The following is a 17,936-nucleotide window of genomic DNA, read 5'->3' as shown; positions in this document are numbered from 1 at the left end:
TGCCGACATGCCCCATGACGAGGACCCAGCCCGCTATGCCGGCGATGACCCCTGGCACGAGGTCATCGACGGCGACAACCACACCGCAAGGTGATCCCAGGCGGGGCGCGTCCAGTGCCCCGCCCCTATCCTTCCCATCCTTGTAGATGGGGCTTCACGGCGGCCTCTTCCCCTTGGCCGCCTGATCGGCCGGTGCCGGAGCGTATCCACCTTGCGCTGCGGCACCGGGGCCGGTCATTCCCAGTTAGGATTATCGTGACTACTGCCGATACTGCCGACAATGGCAAGCTGAGCGGCCGCCGGCACTCCCGGGGTCTAAGCAAGGGAGTGGTGTGGCTGTTGTTGGAGGGCGCCTCGGCAGGCGTTTATGCCTTACTTGCCGCCGGCCTGTGGCTTGCCGTCAAGGCGATTTCCCGGCCCGTGCCGTACTGGTGCTGCCTCATCATCGTGGTAGCCTCGGTTGTAGCTGTCGGCGGCGCGAGGTTTGTTTCAGAGATGCGCCACGCGATTCCGGCGCCAATCGAATGATCAATACTTCCCGCCAGGATTTCTCCCCATGATCTTTCCTGGCGGGACACGACATCGGCCTCGTCACCATGTGTGGCGGGGCCGATTGTTATTGCCTTGACGGGCTAGAGGTGGTCTGGCAGCGGTCCGTCTGAAGGCGCCGGCGCCGGCACCGACCAGGGCGCCTGTGGCCGTGTCTGCGGCGCCTGGACCCTGGGCGCCGGCATGGGCGCCGGCACCTGTGGGACGGTTTTCGGGTAGTTGGGCGTTGCCGGCGTGGGCGGCGCTGCTTGCGTGGATTGCGCCGCCGCCTGGGCGTCGGCATCGGCCTTGGCCTGCATGCTCGCGTTCACCGCGTCGATGGAGGCCTGGATCGCGGCCTGGGCCTTCCGGTAGTCGTCCGGCTTCGAGGACGATACCTTGCCGGCGGCGTCGATCGCGCCCCGCAGCCGGTCGCGCGTGCCGTTGTCGGCCGCCTTCCCCTCCGAGTCGGCAAGCAGCTTGGATCCCTCGTCCTGCTTCGTCTTGAGCGCGGCCCTGGCGTCCGCCAGGCTCTTCGCGTCCCGCGAGGCGAGCACGGCTTTCGCGGCCCGCTCGACGGCCTTGGCCTGATCGTCGCGCCTGGCCGCCGCAGCGTCCATCCGCCGCGCCGCTTCCCGCAGGTCGGCCGTGCTTTGCGAGGCGTCGCAGGACACCGGCTTGACCTTCGTGATGGCCTTGACGGCCCGCTGGTAGTCGCTCACGGTCTTGGCGTCGGCCACCTGGCCGGCCTGCACGTCTCGTGCGCCGGCCGCCCGCTTCGACTCGCCGGCCCTGCCGGCCCGCTCCAGACGGCCGGCGGCCTCCTGGCACGCCGCGACGGCCCCATCATGACGGGCGCGGGGCGTCTGGACTTCCACGAGATATGCGGCTGCGGCGGAGGCTGCGAGCAGGGCAACGACCGTGGAGACGGCCAGTGTCCTTCGGACGCTTGCTCTGCCTGATCGCTTGGCCGGGCTTGTGGGCGCTGCCTGTTTGCCGCCTTTGTCTTTCTGCTTGGAAGGCGCGCCGGCCACTACATCTGTCTGCTGGGTGCTGCCGTCGGGATGGATTAGCAGCTTTTCGGTGCTGCCGTCGGGGAGATGGTATTCGACTGCGGTGTCGGTGCGGTTCAGTTTTGTCAGGAGCGCGAGCCTTGCGTCGGCCTCCTGGCGTGCGTCGTCCAAGCTGCTGCAGGTAGGCAGTTCGGTGGATGTGCCATTGATGGTGATGCTGCCGCCGCGACTGGTAAGCCGCACTGCCGCCGGCGTCGAGGGCGGATCCTGAGTCTTCATCCTTCGTCAGTCCTTCGTTCGGTGCTTGCGTATACCTGCCAGGTCCCGTCCGCCGTGCGTTGCACCTGCACGCTATCGGCGCCGGCGTGGTTGTTGGCGGGTGTGCCGTCGCGCCTGTTGAGCGTCATGTTCCAGGCCAGTGTGATGCTGTCCTTGTCGGGGTCGTCGCTGCGCCCTTCACGCCCGGCGGCCGTAATCGTGGTTTTGGTCCATGTCCGGTGCCGGCGCGCGTTGGTGAATGTCGCTTGCCCTTTCGCTGATCCTGGCGGGGTGGCTTCGATATCTGCGCGCAGCGCTGGCGTCGCGTACAAGGCCGCCCGCTGGGCGGCGTTGATCGTGTCGATGTCGATAGTGGTGTCCCAGGTGTGGTAAGTGGTGCAATACGCGGCCGCCACTTTCAGGGGGTCGTGCCGTGGCACCGTCCGCGGATCGGGGAGGGTGGATAGCCAGGAGGTGGTGTTCGGCCACGGGTGTTCGCCGTCAGGGGCGGCCGGGGCGGCCGTGGGAGGGACGGCCGGCCTGCCTGGGGAGCTGTCGTGCTTCGCTGGCTCGGTCGAGCCGCACCCTGCGGTCAGGATCAGTGCCAGCGTGGCGGTGGCCGCCGCCTGTAGCCGTCGTTTGCGGGACATGGTTTCTCCTTAGTACACGTACCAGATGCCTTGCGCGACGGCGGATAGTGCCGCCGCGCTGATGGTGGTGATTTTCACGGGCATGGTCACGCCGGACTCGGAGATGACGATGCTGCCGTCCGGGTTGATCTGTTCCACCACGGCCACATGCCCGTAGGATGGATCTGAGCCCAGCAGCCCCGGGGATATGCTCATCGCGGCGCCGAGTCGCGGCTCGTGGCCTACGGGCCATCCCATGCTGCGGGCCGTGTTGGCCCAGGCGCCGCCGTTGCCCATGTGGGCCGTTACGGGGTGTCCGATGTTCGCACGGCGGTTGGCCGCCCACCAGGTGCACTGTCCTGGCTGGTATCCGCTTCCGCCTCCGTACCAGGTGTATTGGATGCCCATGGCGGCCACATCGACGTGCACGCCGTCCGCTTTCATTTTGAGGCCCGGGCTGAGCTTGCCTGCTGTAGCGCCCCCGCCGCCGCCTGTGGCGGCGGTGTATTTGGGGATGAGCCCAAGTATCCGCTTCACGTAGTTCTGGGTCTCCGTATAGGGAGGGATGCCGCCGTGGGAGAGGACGGCGCCGATGCCGGCGTTATAGGCGGCCAAAGTCAGCTGCAGGGTGTCGCCCTGCAGGCGGCCCGACCCCTTGGCGGAATCCACTTGACCGGCCAGCTCGCACATGTAGTTGCCCTGGCTCCAGATCGCGTCGTGCGGGTTCCAGATGTCCGCCTTGCCGTCCCCGTCCCCGTCCTTGCCGTGGGTGGCCCAGGTCGCGGGCATGAACTGGGCTATGCCCTGGGCGCCGGCGCCGCTGCCGGCCTTGGGGTTCCAGTTGGACTCCGCCTCGATCTGCGCTGCTATCACCGGCGGGGTAATCGTCTTGCAGATGCCGCCCGCTTTGATTACGTCGGCTACGTACTCGGCGGGCACGTTGGCCACGCCGCCGCCACCGTTTTCCCCCGATTGCTCTCCCAGGATGAGCAGGGTGGTCAGCATGATGGGAAGGAAGAACAGGAAAAGCAGGGCCATGGCGGCGGCGGCGCCGACGACGAGGAATTTAGCGGATGATTGCTCGTTCATCGCGTATCGGTATTGTTCGAGCGCGATTGCAGATACTCGATGATGTCGCTCTTGGCGATGAGCCATCCCCCGCCGCACTTTGTGCCCGGCAGCGCGCCGGTGCGCAGCCAACCATAGATGGTGTGGGGATTCTTGTGCAGTATCTCGCTTACTTCCTTGACCTCCAAGAGGTCCGGGTACCCCGACAGGATCTCTCCGATTGACATAAGGCGGGCCTCCGGCTCAGCATGTGGGAAACTACCAAAATATATTATATAATACAAAATATGACACTAGAAAACCACAAAATATATACAAAATGGATTAGTTGGGTGTCATTACGAAGGGTAGGAGAGCAAATTGGGAAAGACGGAACAATTCGCAAGCTTGGTCAGAGCTGAGGTCGGCGAGCACCTGGCCGCCGGGATCCCGAACCCGCCGGCAACTCAGCCCCCGTCCACGGGCGGCATCACCTCAGTCATGGGATGGGTCAAATGGGGCGCCGCGATTTTCGCGGCTATCCTGCTGATCGCCGCGTTCATCACGTGGGCCCGATCGGCGGGCAACGGGGACGACAGGGACGGTCTGAGCAAGATCTCCATGGTGCTATTCGCCGCCGTGGGTGTCAGTGCCGCCTTCTCGCTCGTCGCGTTCCTGGTGGACCAGTGAGGGGTGGGACACGGGCGGTTCTGTCGGCGGTCATCGCTCTTGCGATGGCCGCTTTGACGGGGTGCGGGACGGCTCCTCAGCTGCAGTCGGCCACTGACCGGCCCGCTCAGCAGCACAGTTCGGCACCGGACAGAGACTCGCCCAGCGTATGCGGCCTGCAGGGGTCGGATGCCACTGAGCTCACCGCAGCGCCCAAGGTCGACCGATGGCATTACCAGGAGGGCAGTATGTGGCCCTGGCCGTCATCCTCTGCCTATGGTCCCGGCCGTGCACCGGCCTCCGGAGTCAGGAGCTGCTTCGCCCATTCCCCGGAGGGAGCGCTGTTCGCGGCGGCGAACATCGCGGCCATGTGGACCGATCCCGCGATCATGGGCGACGCCGACAAGGTGTCGTCCCTGTTTGGCAAGGGACCGGCCTATGACGAGATCGTGTCGCGCCTGCATTCCCAGGGCCTGAGATCAGGTAGGCAGGCCCAGGATGTGAGAGCCAGCATGCAGGGGTTCAGGCTGCTGGAATACGCGGCTGACCACGCGAGCGTGGACCTGGGGTACGAAGGTTCCCAGGCGTCGCATTCCTCGGACATGAGCATGGTGTACATGCTGGTGTGGTCGGACGGCGATTGGAAGCTCCGCTCGGAGTCCGCGCCCCCCATGACCTCGGCGGCCATCCCGTCCATGTCCGGATACGTCGAATGGCGGGAGCGGTAATTGGATTGGCTGAACAACATCGGCGATTGGATATCGTCGCATAACCCCGTCGATCTCGTCTCAAGCGCTATAGGGAAGCTGATCGGCGGCATCTTCGATATTCTCTCCTCTTTGGTGAGCGATGCCGTGGGCTCGGCCGTGAAGGATTTCGCCACGTTATGGCTGAACGTACCGGATCCTGATTTTTCAGGGCCCGGAGCGCAGGCCATGACGCCGGCGGACACTTCGGGCATGCTGACGATCCTCGGCTATGCCAAATGGGTTGGATACGTGGTGGCCGCCATCGCCTTGGTCGGGGCATGGGTGGAATACGCCCGCGCTTCCCGCAGTGGCGACGATGCCGGCGCGATCGACAAGATCGTGATTGTCCTGCTCGGCGTCGTCGGCATCGGAGCCGCCACGGGGCTTGTCAGTAGCGTTCTGCAGAACGGCCCCACCAACCTCGGCGGCACGGCGGCGAAGCTGCAGAGCCATTTGTGGTTCTACATGCTCGTGGTGGCATCCATATCTGTGATATCCGGATTCTGCCGGATGATGTGGCGGCATGAGATAGGCCCGGGACGCGATACCCTGGCCTCTCTGCTCCGGCTGATCATCGTGGCCGGCGCCGGCACCACAATAGTGCAGCTCGGCTTCAAGGTCGGCGACGCCTTTTCCACATGGCTCCTGGATGAGGCTAGCGGCAAGGATTTCAGCAAGGCGGTCACCAATGCCTTCGTGTTCGGCACCGGCCTGCCCGGCGGCGCCGTCATGGTCCTGGTCCTTGGCATAGCGTCTTTGCTGTGCACGCTGATTCAGATGATACTGATGATCTTCCGCACCGGCATGGCGGTAGTCATGACGGGGGTGCTGCCGCTTTCGGCAAGCGCGACCAACACCGATTGGGGGATGAATTGGTATCACAAATCTGTCGGCTGGCTTGTGGCGTTCGTCTTGTATAAGCCCGCCGCATCGATCATTTACGCTACCTGTTTCTGGATGATCGGCGGCGGCGTGTTCAAACCGGGCAAGGACAGCGTGGCCGGCGTCCTGGTCGCCTTTGCGTTCATGGTGGCTTCGATCCTGGCCCTGCCGGCGCTCATGAAAATGGCCGTGCCTGTGGTGGCCGGCATGACTTCCGGATCTTCGGGTGGCGGCGAGGTCGCCGCCGCGATTCCTACCGGCGCGATGATGCTGTCGCATGGGTCGTCCGGTTCGGCCGGCGGCGGCGCTCCATCCGGCGCAGCCGGCGCGCAAGGGCCATCCGCTTCGGGCGCCGCCTCTGGAGCCGGCGGAGCTGCGGCCGGGGGTGGCGGCGCGGCCGCCGGCGCCGGAGCCGCTTCTGCAGGCGCGGCCGCCGGTCCGGTGGGAGCGGCCGCAGGAGCCGCAGTCGAGGCCGGGAAGAAAGTGGCTGGCGCTGTGCAGAGTGCGGCCGGTCAGGACGGGTCCGGCGGCGGGCCGATGCCGTCGGGAAGCGAGTCAGCCCCGCCGGCGCCGGCGGCCGGGGGCCCAAGCGCCAACGGGGCCGCGCAGGTGGGGGACAGTAACAGTGGAGGGCTTATATGAGCGATGATATGGGCGATGCCGCAGGACAGCGCACCTACGGCAATTGGCTTAAACCGAAAACCCAGGGCGTGATCAAAGGCGTGGGTTGGCTTACGTCGATGATGGTGTTCGCCGTAGCGCTGGTGATCCTGATATTCGTGGTGGCCGGCCAATGGATAACGGCCTTGGCGACGGCCGGCCTGGGGTTCGCGGCTATATTCCTCATCTCCACCAAAGACAAGCACAACATCAGCCAGGGCTCGAAAATACTGGCTCGTATCGGCTGGTGGTCGGCCAAGCGAAGGAGAGAAAATATGTGGCGAGCGGGAACGTTGGGCTCAGGGCCCGTAGGGTCAGTGATGCTGCCCGGCATCCTGGGCAGGGTGACGGTCAGCGAGGCCGCGGATTCATACGGCAGGAAGTTCGCGCTGATCTATTGCCCCCGGCAGCAGACGTACACCGTCGTGTTCTCGGCGTCGCCCATGGGCGAGGACCTGGTGGACCCCGAGCAGGTGGACGTGTGGGTTGCCCGGTGGGGCCTGATGAAAGCCGATATGGCCGACGAACCAGGGCTGAAACACTTCGGTGTGACTATCGAGACGCATCCGGCCAACCCCTTGCAGTTGAAGCAGGAGGTCGAGTCCCAGGCGGTGGGGAAAGCCAGCCCGTTCAGCCTGGCCGTATTGTCCGATGTGGTCGAATCGTATCCGCAGGGCAGCAGTGACGTCAAAGCGTATCTGTTCTTCACGTATTCGGCATCCCGCAAGGGATCCGGACGCCGCAAGAAACGCGACGAGATCATCCAGGACATCGCTCCCAGACTCGGACACTTGTCTCAGCGTGTGGAGGCGTCCGGCGCGGCCGCCTGCTGGCCAATGGACATGCAGGCGCTCTGCCGGTATGTGCGCGTAGCCTATGATTCCAAGGCCCAGGCGGACCTGGACCAGGCCGATGCTTTGCGCCAGCCTGTGGTGCTGGACTGGAGCCAATGCGGGCCCATGGCGGCCGAGGCGTCCTGGGACTCGTACTTGCATGACGGCGACCTGTCCGTGACCTGGGAGATGACCCAGGCGCCGCGTGGCGTGGTGCGCTCCAACATCCTGACCCGCTTCCTGGCTCCGCAAAGGGATCTGGTCAGCAAGCGGGTCACGTGGTTGTACAAGCCGATACCGCCCGAGGACACCCCCGACGTGGTGGACAAGGACGTGACGGTGGCCGACTACGAGATGTCGGCCAAGCGTCCTACGGCCAGGGCCCGTCGGAGGAAGAGGGCGGCCGAGCAGACTGCAGACGAGCAGGCCGCCGGCGCGGGGGTCGAGAACTTCGCCTGCCTGGCGACGGCGACGATAGCGGACTCGTCGGCCAAGCAGGATGTGATGGCGACGGTCGAAGCGCTGGGGGCTTCCTCCAGGCTCCGGTTGAGGCCGGTGTACGGATCGCAGGACAGCGCTTTCGCTGCCTGCCTGCCCCTGGGCTTGGACACCAAGGAATATACGGCCCTGCCCGCCTCGTACATAGACAGCTTATAGGGGGACCGATATGGCAAAGACGAACAGCCCCGTTCTCACCTATAGGGGGTTCCGGGGTCCTGCAGGTGGCCGCGCGACGGTGATTCATCCTCCCCAGGAATGGAGGGGCAGCACCCAGCAGACCTGTGGTCTGTGGCCGTTCACCGTGGGTGCCGGGGCGCCTAAGATCGGCGTGCCGATGGGCCGGCATCTTATGACCGGCGCATCTTTGTGCTGTGACCCGCTTTCCTGGTTCATGCGGGCCCACTTCATCAGCAACCCTTCGGCGTTCATCCTGGGGAAGCCCGGTTTGGGCAAGAGCACGATCGCCCGCAGGTGGGCGATCGGCTATGACCACATGGGCATCAACACGATGTTCCTGGGCGACGTGAAGGGTGAGCATGTCGATGTGGTCAGGGCGTTGGGCGGCCAAGTGATCGCCATAGGCCCGGGAAAGGGGTCGATCAATGTGCTGGACCCGGGCGGCGCCCTCGGTTCCCTGCACAGGGTGAGCGGCGCCAAGCGCGATGAGCTGCACACGATCATCCAGAACCGGCGGGGCAACATGGTACGGGCATTGATCACGATATCCAGGGGGTCGCGCCCGTCGGAGAGGGAGAGGAACATCCTCTCTGCCTGCCTGGATGTGCTCGATGAGCGGTTCGGCGACAAGCCGCCGCTCATGTCCGATCTGCTGCAGGTTCTCCGTGAAGCTCCCGCCCCGGTGCGGGCGGTGGCCGTGGATCGAGGCGACCTGCAGCGTTACCAAGCTGTGACCGAGGGCTTGGAGTCGAGCCTGATCAGCCTGTCAGGGCCCGGGCTGATGGGGGATCTGTTCTCTCACCACACCAGTGAGCAGATTGACCCCACGCGCCCGGTGGTCTTTGACATATCCGCTATCAATGAGGTGGACCAGAGCGTGCGCGCGGCGGCGCTCATGGCATGCTGGGATGCGGGTTTCTGCGCCGTCGACGTGAACCACTTGCTGGCCACCGCCGGCCTGGAGCCGTTGCTCCGGTATTTTCTGGTGCTGGACGAGCTGTGGAGCGCGCTCCGCTCCGGCCCCGACATGGTGGAGCGCGTGGACCAGGTCACGCGGTTAAACCGCAGCTTCGGCGTCGGTCAGGCGCTGATCAGCCATACGATGAGCGATCTGCTGAGTTTGCCGGAAGAATCCGACCGAATGAAGGCGCGCGGTTTCGTGGAGCGCAGCGGCATGGTGGTGTGCGGCGGACTGCCGCAGAAAGAGATCCCGCTGCTGAATTCCGCCATCTCCATGAGCCAGACCGAGGCGTCCATGCTCGCCTCCTGGCAGGATCCGCCGTCGTGGGACACCAAGGCCGGTGTGGAGGCGCCGCCTCCCGGACGTGGGAACTTCCTGGTGAAGGTCGGTGGCCGTCCGGGCATCCCCTTCCACCTTGATTTGACCGCTGCCGAGCTCCACGTGAACGACACCAACAAGCTGTGGCATGAGGAGGCATGATGGCAAGGAACAATCGGTTGAAGCAGCCCTCTGGGATCGATGACCAGACGGCTATGAGATTGGCGCTGCTCGTGTTGGTGCTGGGCGGCAGTTGGGTCGTGTGGCTGTCCTGGATGCTTGGGTGTTTGCTGCGCGACGGCGCGCCGCCGGCCATGCGCGGCCTGTTCAGCGTCCCGCTGGGCTTGGCGTCCGGCAAGCTGGCCTGGCCAGGTATCTACGGATGGGTGGTGCTTGGCGGGCAAGTCGTCCTATACCTTGGTGCGGCCGCCATGGTGGTGTGGCGCCGCTCACGGCGCCGCCGCCGGCATTCCCGGGTCGATGCGGCCGCCCGGCATTTGGGTGTGGGTTCGGATATCGAGCCACTGAGCGAGGCTCATGCTGCGGAGGTGGCGGGCCGCCTCGGAGTCGAGAGCGACAGGCCAGGCCTTGCGGTCGGCCGGCATGTGCTCAGCGGGGAGAAGATGTACATGTCCTGGGAGGATATGCTGGTCTGCATTGCCGGTCCCAGGACCGGCAAGACCACCTGCCTTGCCATCCCGTCGATCCTGGACGCTCCAGGGCCTGTGCTCACCACTTCCAACAAGCGTGACATCATCGACGGCATTCGCGGACCCAGGTCGCGTAAGGGGGTCGTGTGGCCGTTCGACCCCCAGAAGGTCAGCAACGACCGCCAGACCTGGTGGTGGAATCCGCTGACCTATGTCAGGGATGAGACGAAGGCCCTGCAGCTCGCCGGCTACTTCGCGTCGTCCTCGATCGACGCCGACGCCAAGAAGGATGCGTTTTTCGATTCCATGGCCGAGTCTCTGATCTCGTATCTGCTGCTGGCCGCCAGCTTGAAGGGCGATCCGATCACTGAGGTGTGGACATGGCTGATGCACTCCAACAGCCAGCAGCCCGTGGACGTGCTGCAGGACCATGGGTACGACCGGGTGGCCGACTCTTTGCAGGCCATCATCGAATCGCCCGATAAGCAGAAGCAGGGCGTGTACGGGTCGGCGCAGAACATGGCCCGCGTGCTCACCTCCCCCCAGGTGACCAAGTGGGTGACACCACCGTCGCGCGGCCACCTTGACGAGTTCGACGTGCGGCATTTCGTGGGTTCCGACGACACGTTGTGCTCGATGAGCCGTGAAGGCGTCGGCAACGCCGGCGCGTTCGTCCTGGCCTTGACGGCCGCCGTCAGCGAGGCGGCCGAGGAGAAAGGTGCCGCAGAGCCCGGCGGGCACTTGCATAAGCCTCTGCTGGATGTGCTCGATGAGGCCGCGAATGTCTGCAGGTGGCGCGAACTGCCGGATCTGTACAGCCATTACGGCAGCCGCTGTATCGTCATGCAGACGTACCTGCAGTCCTGGTCCCAGGGCTGCACCACCTGGGGCGATGCCGGCATGTCCAAGCTCTGGAGCGCCACGAATCTCGGACTATACCTGGGCGGCGTCAGGGAGGCCGACTTCCTGCGGAAACTGAGCGAGCTGGTTGGCGAGTTCGACTACAGGAGCCGGCAGGTCGCGTTCAACAACGGCCAGACGAGTTCGACGGTTTCGCTGTCCCGCGATTCGATTATGTCCGTCGATGAGCTCGCCGCCCTTCCCAGGGGCCGAGAGCTGCTGCTGGCGTCCGGCGCGCGTCCGGCGCTGTTGAGAACTATGCCGTGGATGGAACGGCCTGACGCCGATGAGGTCAGAACGTCGTTGGCTATGGCCCAGGAAGGATCGAGGTGACCGTGTGGATGAGGAGATGCAGGATTCTTTGGCGGGTGAGCTCGCCGACATGCTGGACGGGGAGGAGACTGCCGCCGAAAGCGGGCAGGAGCAGCCGAAGGCTTACTTTGCGAATGTCTGGGACTTCGTCTACCGGTGGCTGAGGCACATGTACAAGCGGCGTGTGTCCGGAAACGCAGCCAGGTGGAGCTCCACCTGGTTCGACTGCCCCGAGGCGGTGTCCAGGCTGACCGAGCTATGGCGCGTCTGGGAGATCAGCAGGCGGGATGAGACTACGGGCATGGCGGTGTGGTGGAGGGACTATTGCGACCCGACGATGGATCGGCTCATGTCCGAGACCGGGCCGTTCGCGGACTGCGAGGTGAACGGCCGCAGTACGGACCCGCTGCCGTGCGCTCTCCCTCCGGCCGGCCGGTTTCGGGATGAGCGCACAGGCGAGGCGTATGTTATTCCTGCAGATGACGGCGTGATTTGAACCTCATCGTCCACGGCTCATGGTTTTGGCGCTGGCCCGGCTCTTGGCCCTGTTCCGGCTCCGCCGGCGCGTGTGTCCGCGTTTCTGGTTTTCGCCGGCCTTGACTGCTCTGTTGACGTCTTTCGTGTGCGTCACCTCGACGCGCATGGCGCCCTGCACTTGCTCATCCTCGAGACCAGCGTTGTGCAGCCTCTCGGCCTCGGCGTCGAGCTGCTCCTCATCCTGGCCGGCGATGGCCGCTTCCTGCAGGGCTTGGTCCCGGTCCTCCTCCAGTTGTCTCTTGTCCTCCTGGTCGATGGCCGAGTTGGCCAACTGGTCCTGGAGGTCCGCCTGGTCGAGCAGGGCTTTGTTCTCGTCGTCCAGAGCGGCGGCGTCGGCCCGCATGTCGTTTGCCCTTCCGCGCTTTTCATGTCCGTTTTCGAGGCCGGCGGCCAAGGCGATCTCATCCTGGTAGGTGGAGGGCCTTACGCCGTACCGGTCGGACACGGACTCCTCGATGCGGGCGTAGGCTTGGGCGCACCTGGTATCCTCAGATCTCCATGCCGCAGCCTCCTGCAGCTTGGTGTATATCTCGTGGGCGTCTGCCCGGTCGATCCAATCGGGCGAGAACACGGTTTCGAGGTCTGCCCGGCTTGTCGCCTGCAAGGCCGCCTTGCGCGTGGCGATTTCTTCGCTTTCCCTCCGGCTTCGGTCGGCGTCTGTCGCTGAGCTCGCCTGGCTGGACGCGGCGGAGCCTTGTGCTTTCAGCATCGCGGCGGTGGCCAGGCTTTTGAGCGGCGCGCCTACCTGGCGCAGTACCTCTTCGTCGTCGGCTGCTTCTTCTGGTTTCATGTGTTCCTCTTCCTTACCGTTGTTAGGTGTGTGCGTTTGTTCTTGGCGGATGCACGGGTGTTATATGAAGCTGCTCAACCTCCTCTCTGGTTGCTTTGCCTGGATGTATCGTTGCCTCCACGACTGGGGTGCGGCGGCGGCGAGGTCTTACCCGTTGCGGACAGGCCGGCGGGGATGGCCGCCCCTCTGGTGGCGTGGACAAGCTCATCGACGTCCCAGGTCCGGCGAGTGGTCTTGTCGGCCGTGCGCGTCACCGTTGGCGGCGCAGTCGTCCGTCGCCTGCCGCCGTCGCCGGCCGGCAGCGCTTGGGCGATGCGCATCATGTCGTCCTTCTGAGCCTCCAGCGTGATTCTGGCCAGGTAGGCGTCGTTCCTGGCGTCCATGGCGCGCCGGATCATGTCGGCGGTCTTGAATATCTGCCGGTACATCACCGATTGCAGCAGTCGCGGGTTGTCGCTGTCCAGGGAGGCGACGAAAGCCAGGGCGGCTCCGGACATGATCGATCTTTCGGCGTGCGGAGGCCGTTGCGGCTTGCTGTAGGTCTGCGCGCTCCTGGCCAGGGTTCGTGACGCGTACGCGATCGGCCCAGGCGTCGATTCCACGGCGCGCGACCAGGATGCGAGGGCGCCGGCCGTCTCGTGGGCCACATGGGCCCATGTCTCCCTGTCGTCCGGGCTGACGGATTTCAACCCGTTGTTCAGACGTGCGATGGCGGCGGCGGCGTCCTGAGGCAGTGGCGCCATGTCATCCTGTCCAGGATGCACGACCCGTTTGTTGCGCAGAGCGGCGTTCCACTCGTCGGCGGCCGCGCCGGCGGCGGCGATGCTGTCAGTCCATCCCTGGCGGAGGACCGGCAGGCGCAGATCCCTGGCTATCGTGCCACCGCCATACCAGATTGGCCGCTCCCCGTACATGGGGCGCTCGGCCACGGAGTATCCGGTAACCACGCTTCGGTCTCCCTGGGCGTACCGGGGACGGAGCAGCACACCTTGGCGGCGCAGGCGCCGCACGAACTCGGCCTCGTCATGCGACTGGCTGGCGGCCGCCCTGATCCGGTCGGCAAGCCTGTTTCTGGGCTGGTCAGCCTGTAACTGGAGGGCCGTCAGTCGCTGCCGTTCCTGCACCGGCAGCGACCCCCAGGAGATCTCCGGTGACTCGTAATGGAGTTTGGCCCTGGCGCGGCGGCGGGCCTGGGCTTCTCGCTCGCCCGGCTTCCACCCCCTGGTGGCCGCCTTGGTCCTATCGATGCCCAGCTCTTCGAGCCCGTGCTCCTGCTCGATCTTCCTGCAAGCCTGCTGGGCCCGTCGGAAGTCGTTATGTATCCAGGCTTTCGTGCCGTCGGTTCGGACGAGGTTGACGGCGATGTGGATGTGGTCGTTGCCGTCGCCGTCCTTGCCGCTTAGTCCATGCCGCACGGCCGCCCACATGCACGCACCCTTGGCTCCCTGCGCGTCGTCGAACCCCATTTGCTCGATGAACTCGTGGGCGATCTGGTGCCATTCGTCATCGCTGAGCACGCCGTCGTGCTTGCTGATCGCCAGGGAGCAATGCCAGACATGCCCGCCCTTCATCCTGACGCCGGACGCGGCGGCGCCGTTGTCGAGCTGCCTGGCCAGCTCAGCCGTCGTGGATCGGTCCAGTTCCGTATCGGTGAACCGGATCTCCGTCCAGTCGTCCCCGGCCAGGACATGCTGATCCGTGTGCTCGTTGTGCCGGCCGCCGCCGGCCAGGTAGTTCACAAGCCCGTGCATGCGGTCGCCCCTGGTGACGTTCGGTATCACAGGTTGCGCTCCATCATGTCATGGATCAGGTCGGCCGCTTCCTTGAGCAGCGGTTTCATCTGCTGCACCAGCCGTGCCACCTCTGGGGTGATGACGATGCCTTTGGCGTTCGCCACCCTGGCGACCTGGTTCAGATTCACACCGACCTTGGCTATCTGGCCGGCAAGCCGGGACGTCTTGTCTTTGAAGTCGATGATCTCCTGCTTGGTCACGGCCTGCTGTTCGGCGTCCGGGGCGAGCAGCACCGAACGGGCGTACTTGGAAAGCACCCCGGAGGACGGTTCGCTGTCGTCCCCGGCCCTGGAGGCCCACTGCCGGGCCTTGAACAGCAGCAGCTCCTTCTCGTCGGCGCTCATGCGGATGTGGAAATCGAGGCCCCGGTAATCCTTGTTCCGCTTCTCCCCGTCGTCGGAATCCATGAGGCCTCCTCTCCTTGCCAGCGCAGCGACCTCCCGCCGGCTGGTGGGAGGACGGACGTTCCACGTCCCATTATCGCACGTCCCGTGCGATCAAGCGAAAATGTGTACACATTTTCTATAGCTTGCTCCGTCGGAGACTCCGTTTCCTCCGGACCCGGCGTTGCCGGGGACCGCGCCGTAGGCGCGGTTTTCCTGGAGGTAAGATGGTGCCTGCCGAGCAGATTTCAAGGTAAGGAGAGATTATGCCTGGTGTTTCAGCCACTGAACAGTACATTGAACAACGACGATCCGAACTCGCTGCGCTGAAGAAGGATCTAGATGTCTTGGGCAAGCAGCTCGAGCAGATCAGGGGTGCGTCTCGTGTGGCGAGCGAGAAGATGGGTGCTTTGAAAGAGAAGCATCATCTGTCCGAAGCGGAGATCGCGAAGCTATTCGCCCTTTCGCCCGGCATGAAGTCCCTGTTGCGCGAAGCGGGTAAGCAGTCCACTGTGGCCCGGCCGTAGACGGCCGGATTCGGTCTACCCATCACAGCACGTAGGAGGCTTGGACTGGCGTGAGCTGTCCAGGCCTTCGCCTGGACGCAACGGACGCTTGGGTTTACTTTTTGATTTGGGGTTGGGACATGCGCTTGATCATAGCGGAAAAGCGTAGCGTGGCCTCGGCGATCGGCAAGGCCATCGGCGGTGACGTAGCGAGGCGAGGTTACATCGAAGCGGGCGATTCGCTCATCACCTGGGCGCAGGGTCACCTGGTGGAGCTTGCAGAGCCTGGGGAGTATAAGGACCGGCCGTGGTCCGCCAAACGGTGGAACCTGGAGACGTTGCCGATCGATCCGGGCGAGGCATGGATATGGTCGGTGAATCATGACAAGACGGCCACCGAACGATATAACTGCATCGTGTCCTTGGCCTCTCGCCCGGACGTCGATACTGTCATCAACGCTTGCGACCCTGATCGTGAGGGTGAGGCTATCTTCAGACGGATCATGTTCCGCGCCGATGTTCGGAAACCGATGCAGCGCCTGTGGGTGGCTTCGATGGAAGGTACGGCGATCCGCTCCGCCCTTAAAGACATGAGACCCGATAGCGAGTACCAGGGTCTGGCGGACGCGGCGGAGATCAGGGCGAAGGCAGATTGGCTTACCGGTATGAACGCAAGCCGTGCTTACACGCTTCTGTATAAGCGGCCCGTCCGCGTCGGTCGTGTGCAGACCCCCACTCTTTCGATCATCGTCGATCGTGACAGGCAGATTGAGCAACATGTCCCCAGGCCTTTCTGGCGGGTGCGCGCGGGGATGGGCAGCTGGACGCTGACGAGCGAACCCTTGTACTCGCCGAAGCGCGCTCAGGAGGTGGCGCATCAGGTCGATACCGTCGGGGTGAATGTGCGCGAGGTGAAGCGGTTACGCCGGCGACTCAGTCCCCCGCATTTGTACGACCTTACGGAGTTGCAGAAGGACATGAACCGTCTGCACGGCTTTACGGCCGAGCAGACGGCGGACGCGGCGCAGCGGCTCTATGAGAATGAGCTGATTAACTACCCGCGAACCGACAGCACCTTTATTACCCGTGCGGAACTGCCGAAGCTCACCGGGTTCATCAACGCCACCAGAGCGGCCGGGGTCGTGGCGACGGTGCCGCCGGCACCCCGGCTTCGTCTGATACGCAAGAATGGACAGGTGGATGAGTTACCGGCCACCAATCCCACCGCTTCGGTCGACTCCGCTGTGATCGAGCGCCTTCGTCTGCACGGCTTTACGGCCGAGCAGACGGCGGACGCGGCGCAGCGGCTCTATCAGAATGAGCTGATTAACTACCCGCGAACCGACAGCACCTTTATTACCCGTGCGGAGCTGCCGAAGCTCACCGGGGTCATCAACGCCACCAGAGCGGCCGGGGTCGTGGCGACGGTGCCGCCGGCACCCCGGTTCAACCTGGTTGTGGACGACACGAGGGTAGAGGGGCACCCGGCCATCCTTCCCACCGCTTCGTTTGACTCCGCTGCGATCGAGCGCCTCGGGGATGACGAGCGCCTGGTGTGGGTCCGTATCGTACAGCGTGTTTGTGAAGCGGTGGGCGATGACTACGTGCATGACACAGTGGACGTGGCCGCCGATACAGGTGGCGTTCGGTTCACCTGCAGTGCTGACACGCCTGTCTCATGGGGCTGGAAGGGGGTGGCGGCGAAGGCGGATCATGAGGGCGGCGATGAGAGCGAGCATAACGATATCCCAACGAACCTGATCGCGCCGGCTGTCCTGCCGGCATTGGATACCGTCGTGGTCTCAGGGAAGAGCAAGCCCCCCAGTCCGATGACCGATGCTGATCTGCTGACTGCGATGCAGTCGGCCAGCAGGTATCTGAAGGACAAGGCCCTGAGGAAGGCCATGGATGATGAACGGTCACATTCAGGGGGCATCGGAACACCTGCCACACGCGCGAAAATCATCGAACGCCTGGTGAAAACAAGGTATGCCGAACGTGAAGGAAACTACATTCGTTCCACCGAGCTTGGACGGACCGTGATCGATCTGGTGGCGGAGGATCTGCGGGACGTGGAGCTGACAGCGCGTATGGAGCAGCGCCTTTCAGCCGTGGAGCATGGAGAGGCTGACGCCGCCGAGGTCATGGAGGAGATGCGGGCTCAGGCGGTGGCGATCCCTGCCACCGCGAAATCGGATCTGAAACCGGAGCTGATTCACATACGCGAAGCGTATGGGTCGTGCCCACGGTGCGGCAAGACGGTCGTGAAGACCGGGAAGGTCTGGCAATGTTCATCAAACCAATCCGTCAAGGATTCCTCCGGCGAATGGAGACTGACGGCGGGATGCGGATGGAAGTTGTTCGGGTCGGTGGCCGGCAAGGGCCTGTCAGATGAGCAGGCGAAGGCCCTGCTTGCCGGCCGTATGGTGCCGGTGAGCGGATTGAAGTCGCGATCTACCTCTCATCTCTATGATGCGTGGTTGACCATTGATGCTGACCGGGGATTCCAGGTCCATCCGAGACGCGAGCAAAGATGATTCGGATTTCGGATATGAGCAGGAGGCCGGGGGGATTCCCCGGCCTCTTTTACTTGGCCCGTCAGGCCTGTTGGCGTATGCGGTATTTCGCCGGATCTCCGTTGCATATCCTGAGGTGCTTCTCCAGGGCTCGGCGGGCTCCGGCCTCGGTCTTCCATTCCTTGTCCCAGAAGTAGGGGCTGCTCATCCATGTGGGTTCGGGCTGTATGGGGTCGTCGTAGCTCATGGGGACTGTGTACTGCTCGATGGTGTAGGTCATTGCTTCCTCCTTGGTGGTCCGTTTGAACAAGTGGAGAGAGACCG

General features: G+C 64.3%; 18 protein-coding genes. 10 read left to right on the top strand and 8 right to left on the bottom strand.

All coding sequences use genetic code 11. The features are described from left to right. Window positions 1-255: 255 nt before the first annotated feature. On the top strand, window positions 256-528 hold the full coding sequence (locus tag CRD59_RS07150; protein WP_113854001.1) for a hypothetical protein: 273 nt from the start codon (window positions 256-258) through the stop codon (window positions 526-528). Between the two features lie 104 nt (window positions 529-632). Here the strand turns inward: CRD59_RS07150 and CRD59_RS07145 are convergent, their stop codons facing one another. Genes CRD59_RS07145 through CRD59_RS07130 form a run of 4 tightly spaced genes read right to left on the bottom strand, consistent with a single transcriptional unit; the run spans window position 633 to window position 3,723 of the window. Further along, window positions 633-1,820 (bottom strand): hypothetical protein, encoded by a 1,188-nt coding sequence (locus CRD59_RS07145; protein ID WP_113854000.1) that lies wholly within the window; start codon window positions 1,818-1,820, stop codon window positions 633-635. Further along, complete coding sequence (locus CRD59_RS07140) at window positions 1,817-2,449, bottom strand: hypothetical protein (protein WP_113853999.1); 633 nt, start codon at window positions 2,447-2,449, stop codon at window positions 1,817-1,819. The genes CRD59_RS07145 and CRD59_RS07140 overlap by 4 nt, the downstream gene beginning before the upstream one ends. A gap of 9 nt (window positions 2,450-2,458) precedes the next feature. Then, window positions 2,459-3,517, bottom strand: coding sequence for a lytic transglycosylase domain-containing protein (locus CRD59_RS07135; protein WP_113853998.1), 1,059 nt, complete (start codon window positions 3,515-3,517; stop codon window positions 2,459-2,461). Next, a complete protein-coding gene (locus CRD59_RS07130) occupies window positions 3,514-3,723 on the bottom strand; it encodes a helix-turn-helix domain-containing protein (protein ID WP_113853997.1) in 210 nt (69 codons plus the stop codon). Before CRD59_RS07130 ends, CRD59_RS07135 begins: the two co-directional genes overlap by 4 nt. 160 nt (window positions 3,724-3,883) lie before the next feature. Here CRD59_RS07130 and CRD59_RS07125 point away from each other — a divergent pair, with 160 nt between their 5' ends. The 7 genes from CRD59_RS07125 to CRD59_RS07095 are packed head-to-tail and all read left to right on the top strand — an operon-like array spanning window position 3,884 to window position 11,583. Next, complete coding sequence (locus CRD59_RS07125) at window positions 3,884-4,165, top strand: hypothetical protein (RefSeq protein ID WP_127920976.1); 282 nt, start codon at window positions 3,884-3,886, stop codon at window positions 4,163-4,165. Window positions 4,166-4,209: 44 nt separating this feature from the next. Beyond that, the gene (locus CRD59_RS07120) at window positions 4,210-4,872 is read left to right on the top strand and encodes a hypothetical protein (RefSeq protein WP_127920975.1); all 663 of its coding nucleotides are present in this window, start codon (window positions 4,210-4,212) and stop codon (window positions 4,870-4,872) included. Next, complete coding sequence (locus CRD59_RS07115) at window positions 4,873-6,417, top strand: hypothetical protein (RefSeq protein ID WP_113853994.1); 1,545 nt, start codon at window positions 4,873-4,875, stop codon at window positions 6,415-6,417. Beyond that, window positions 6,414-7,925, top strand: a complete 1,512-nt coding sequence (locus CRD59_RS07110) for an SCO6880 family protein (RefSeq protein WP_113853993.1) — start codon at window positions 6,414-6,416, stop codon at window positions 7,923-7,925. The genes CRD59_RS07115 and CRD59_RS07110 overlap by 4 nt, the downstream gene beginning before the upstream one ends. 10 nt (window positions 7,926-7,935) lie before the next feature. Next, window positions 7,936-9,387, top strand: coding sequence for an ATP-binding protein (locus CRD59_RS07105; RefSeq protein WP_127920974.1), 1,452 nt, complete (start codon window positions 7,936-7,938; stop codon window positions 9,385-9,387). A 17-nt stretch (window positions 9,388-9,404) separates the two neighbouring features. Beyond that, complete coding sequence (locus CRD59_RS07100; protein ID WP_161522314.1) at window positions 9,405-11,108, top strand: type IV secretory system conjugative DNA transfer family protein; 1,704 nt, start codon at window positions 9,405-9,407, stop codon at window positions 11,106-11,108. Window positions 11,109-11,112: 4 nt separating this feature from the next. Further along, window positions 11,113-11,583 (top strand): DUF4913 domain-containing protein, encoded by a 471-nt coding sequence (locus tag CRD59_RS07095; RefSeq protein WP_201736580.1) that lies wholly within the window; start codon window positions 11,113-11,115, stop codon window positions 11,581-11,583. Between the two features lie 3 nt (window positions 11,584-11,586). On the opposite strand, the gene CRD59_RS07090 is transcribed toward CRD59_RS07095, so the two are convergent. The 3 genes from CRD59_RS07090 to mobC all read right to left on the bottom strand — a co-directional run bounded on the left by CRD59_RS07090 (window position 11,587) and on the right by mobC (window position 14,614). After that, window positions 11,587-12,414 carry a hypothetical protein gene (locus tag CRD59_RS07090; protein ID WP_113853990.1) on the bottom strand — a complete coding sequence of 276 codons (828 nt, stop codon included), beginning with the start codon at window positions 12,412-12,414 and terminating at the stop codon, window positions 11,587-11,589. Window positions 12,415-12,488: 74 nt separating this feature from the next. Continuing rightward, on the bottom strand, window positions 12,489-14,195 hold the full coding sequence (locus CRD59_RS07085) for a relaxase/mobilization nuclease domain-containing protein (RefSeq protein WP_113853989.1): 1,707 nt from the start codon (window positions 14,193-14,195) through the stop codon (window positions 12,489-12,491). Further along, window positions 14,192-14,614, bottom strand: coding sequence for a plasmid mobilization relaxosome protein MobC (mobC, locus tag CRD59_RS07080; RefSeq protein ID WP_113853988.1), 423 nt, complete (start codon window positions 14,612-14,614; stop codon window positions 14,192-14,194). The genes CRD59_RS07085 and mobC overlap by 4 nt, the downstream gene beginning before the upstream one ends. 242 nt (window positions 14,615-14,856) lie before the next feature. Between mobC and CRD59_RS07075 the strand changes: the two genes are divergently transcribed. Next, window positions 14,857-15,117 carry a hypothetical protein gene (locus tag CRD59_RS07075; protein WP_113853987.1) on the top strand — a complete coding sequence of 87 codons (261 nt, stop codon included), beginning with the start codon at window positions 14,857-14,859 and terminating at the stop codon, window positions 15,115-15,117. A 119-nt stretch (window positions 15,118-15,236) separates the two neighbouring features. Further along, window positions 15,237-17,633 (top strand): type IA DNA topoisomerase, encoded by a 2,397-nt coding sequence (locus CRD59_RS07070; protein ID WP_113853986.1) that lies wholly within the window; start codon window positions 15,237-15,239, stop codon window positions 17,631-17,633. 61 nt (window positions 17,634-17,694) lie between these two features. Here the strand turns inward: CRD59_RS07070 and CRD59_RS07065 are convergent. After that, window positions 17,695-17,936 (bottom strand): hypothetical protein (locus tag CRD59_RS07065; RefSeq protein ID WP_236632783.1); only part of this gene is annotated, 242 nt, incomplete at its 5' end.

It is taken from the genome of Bifidobacterium xylocopae (genome assembly GCF_003315615.1).
Classification (GTDB): Bacteria; Actinomycetota; Actinomycetes; order Actinomycetales; family Bifidobacteriaceae; genus Bombiscardovia; species Bombiscardovia xylocopae.
Note: the sequence above shows the minus strand (reverse complement) of the source record. Positions and strands in the feature narration are given on the sequence as shown.

Excerpts from the sequence above, each read along its gene's own strand:
- CRD59_RS07105 (WP_127920974.1), top strand. The coding sequence starts at position 7,936 with ATGGCAAAGACGAACAGCCCCGTTCTCACCTATAGGGGGTTCCGGGGT.
- CRD59_RS07090 (WP_113853990.1), bottom strand. The coding sequence starts at position 12,414 with ATGAAACCAGAAGAAGCAGCCGACGACGAAGAGGTACTGCGCCAGGTA.
- CRD59_RS07135 (WP_113853998.1), bottom strand. The coding sequence starts at position 3,517 with ATGAACGAGCAATCATCCGCTAAATTCCTCGTCGTCGGCGCCGCCGCC.
- CRD59_RS07070 (WP_113853986.1), top strand. The coding sequence starts at position 15,237 with ATGCGCTTGATCATAGCGGAAAAGCGTAGCGTGGCCTCGGCGATCGGC.
- CRD59_RS07120 (WP_127920975.1), top strand. The coding sequence starts at position 4,210 with ATGGCCGCTTTGACGGGGTGCGGGACGGCTCCTCAGCTGCAGTCGGCC.
- CRD59_RS07145 (WP_113854000.1), bottom strand. The coding sequence starts at position 1,820 with ATGAAGACTCAGGATCCGCCCTCGACGCCGGCGGCAGTGCGGCTTACC.
- CRD59_RS07075 (WP_113853987.1), top strand. The coding sequence starts at position 14,857 with ATGCCTGGTGTTTCAGCCACTGAACAGTACATTGAACAACGACGATCC.
- CRD59_RS07140 (WP_113853999.1), bottom strand. The coding sequence starts at position 2,449 with ATGTCCCGCAAACGACGGCTACAGGCGGCGGCCACCGCCACGCTGGCA.
- mobC (WP_113853988.1), bottom strand. The coding sequence starts at position 14,614 with ATGGATTCCGACGACGGGGAGAAGCGGAACAAGGATTACCGGGGCCTC.
- CRD59_RS07130 (WP_113853997.1), bottom strand. The coding sequence starts at position 3,723 with ATGTCAATCGGAGAGATCCTGTCGGGGTACCCGGACCTCTTGGAGGTC.
- CRD59_RS07110 (WP_113853993.1), top strand. The coding sequence starts at position 6,414 with ATGAGCGATGATATGGGCGATGCCGCAGGACAGCGCACCTACGGCAAT.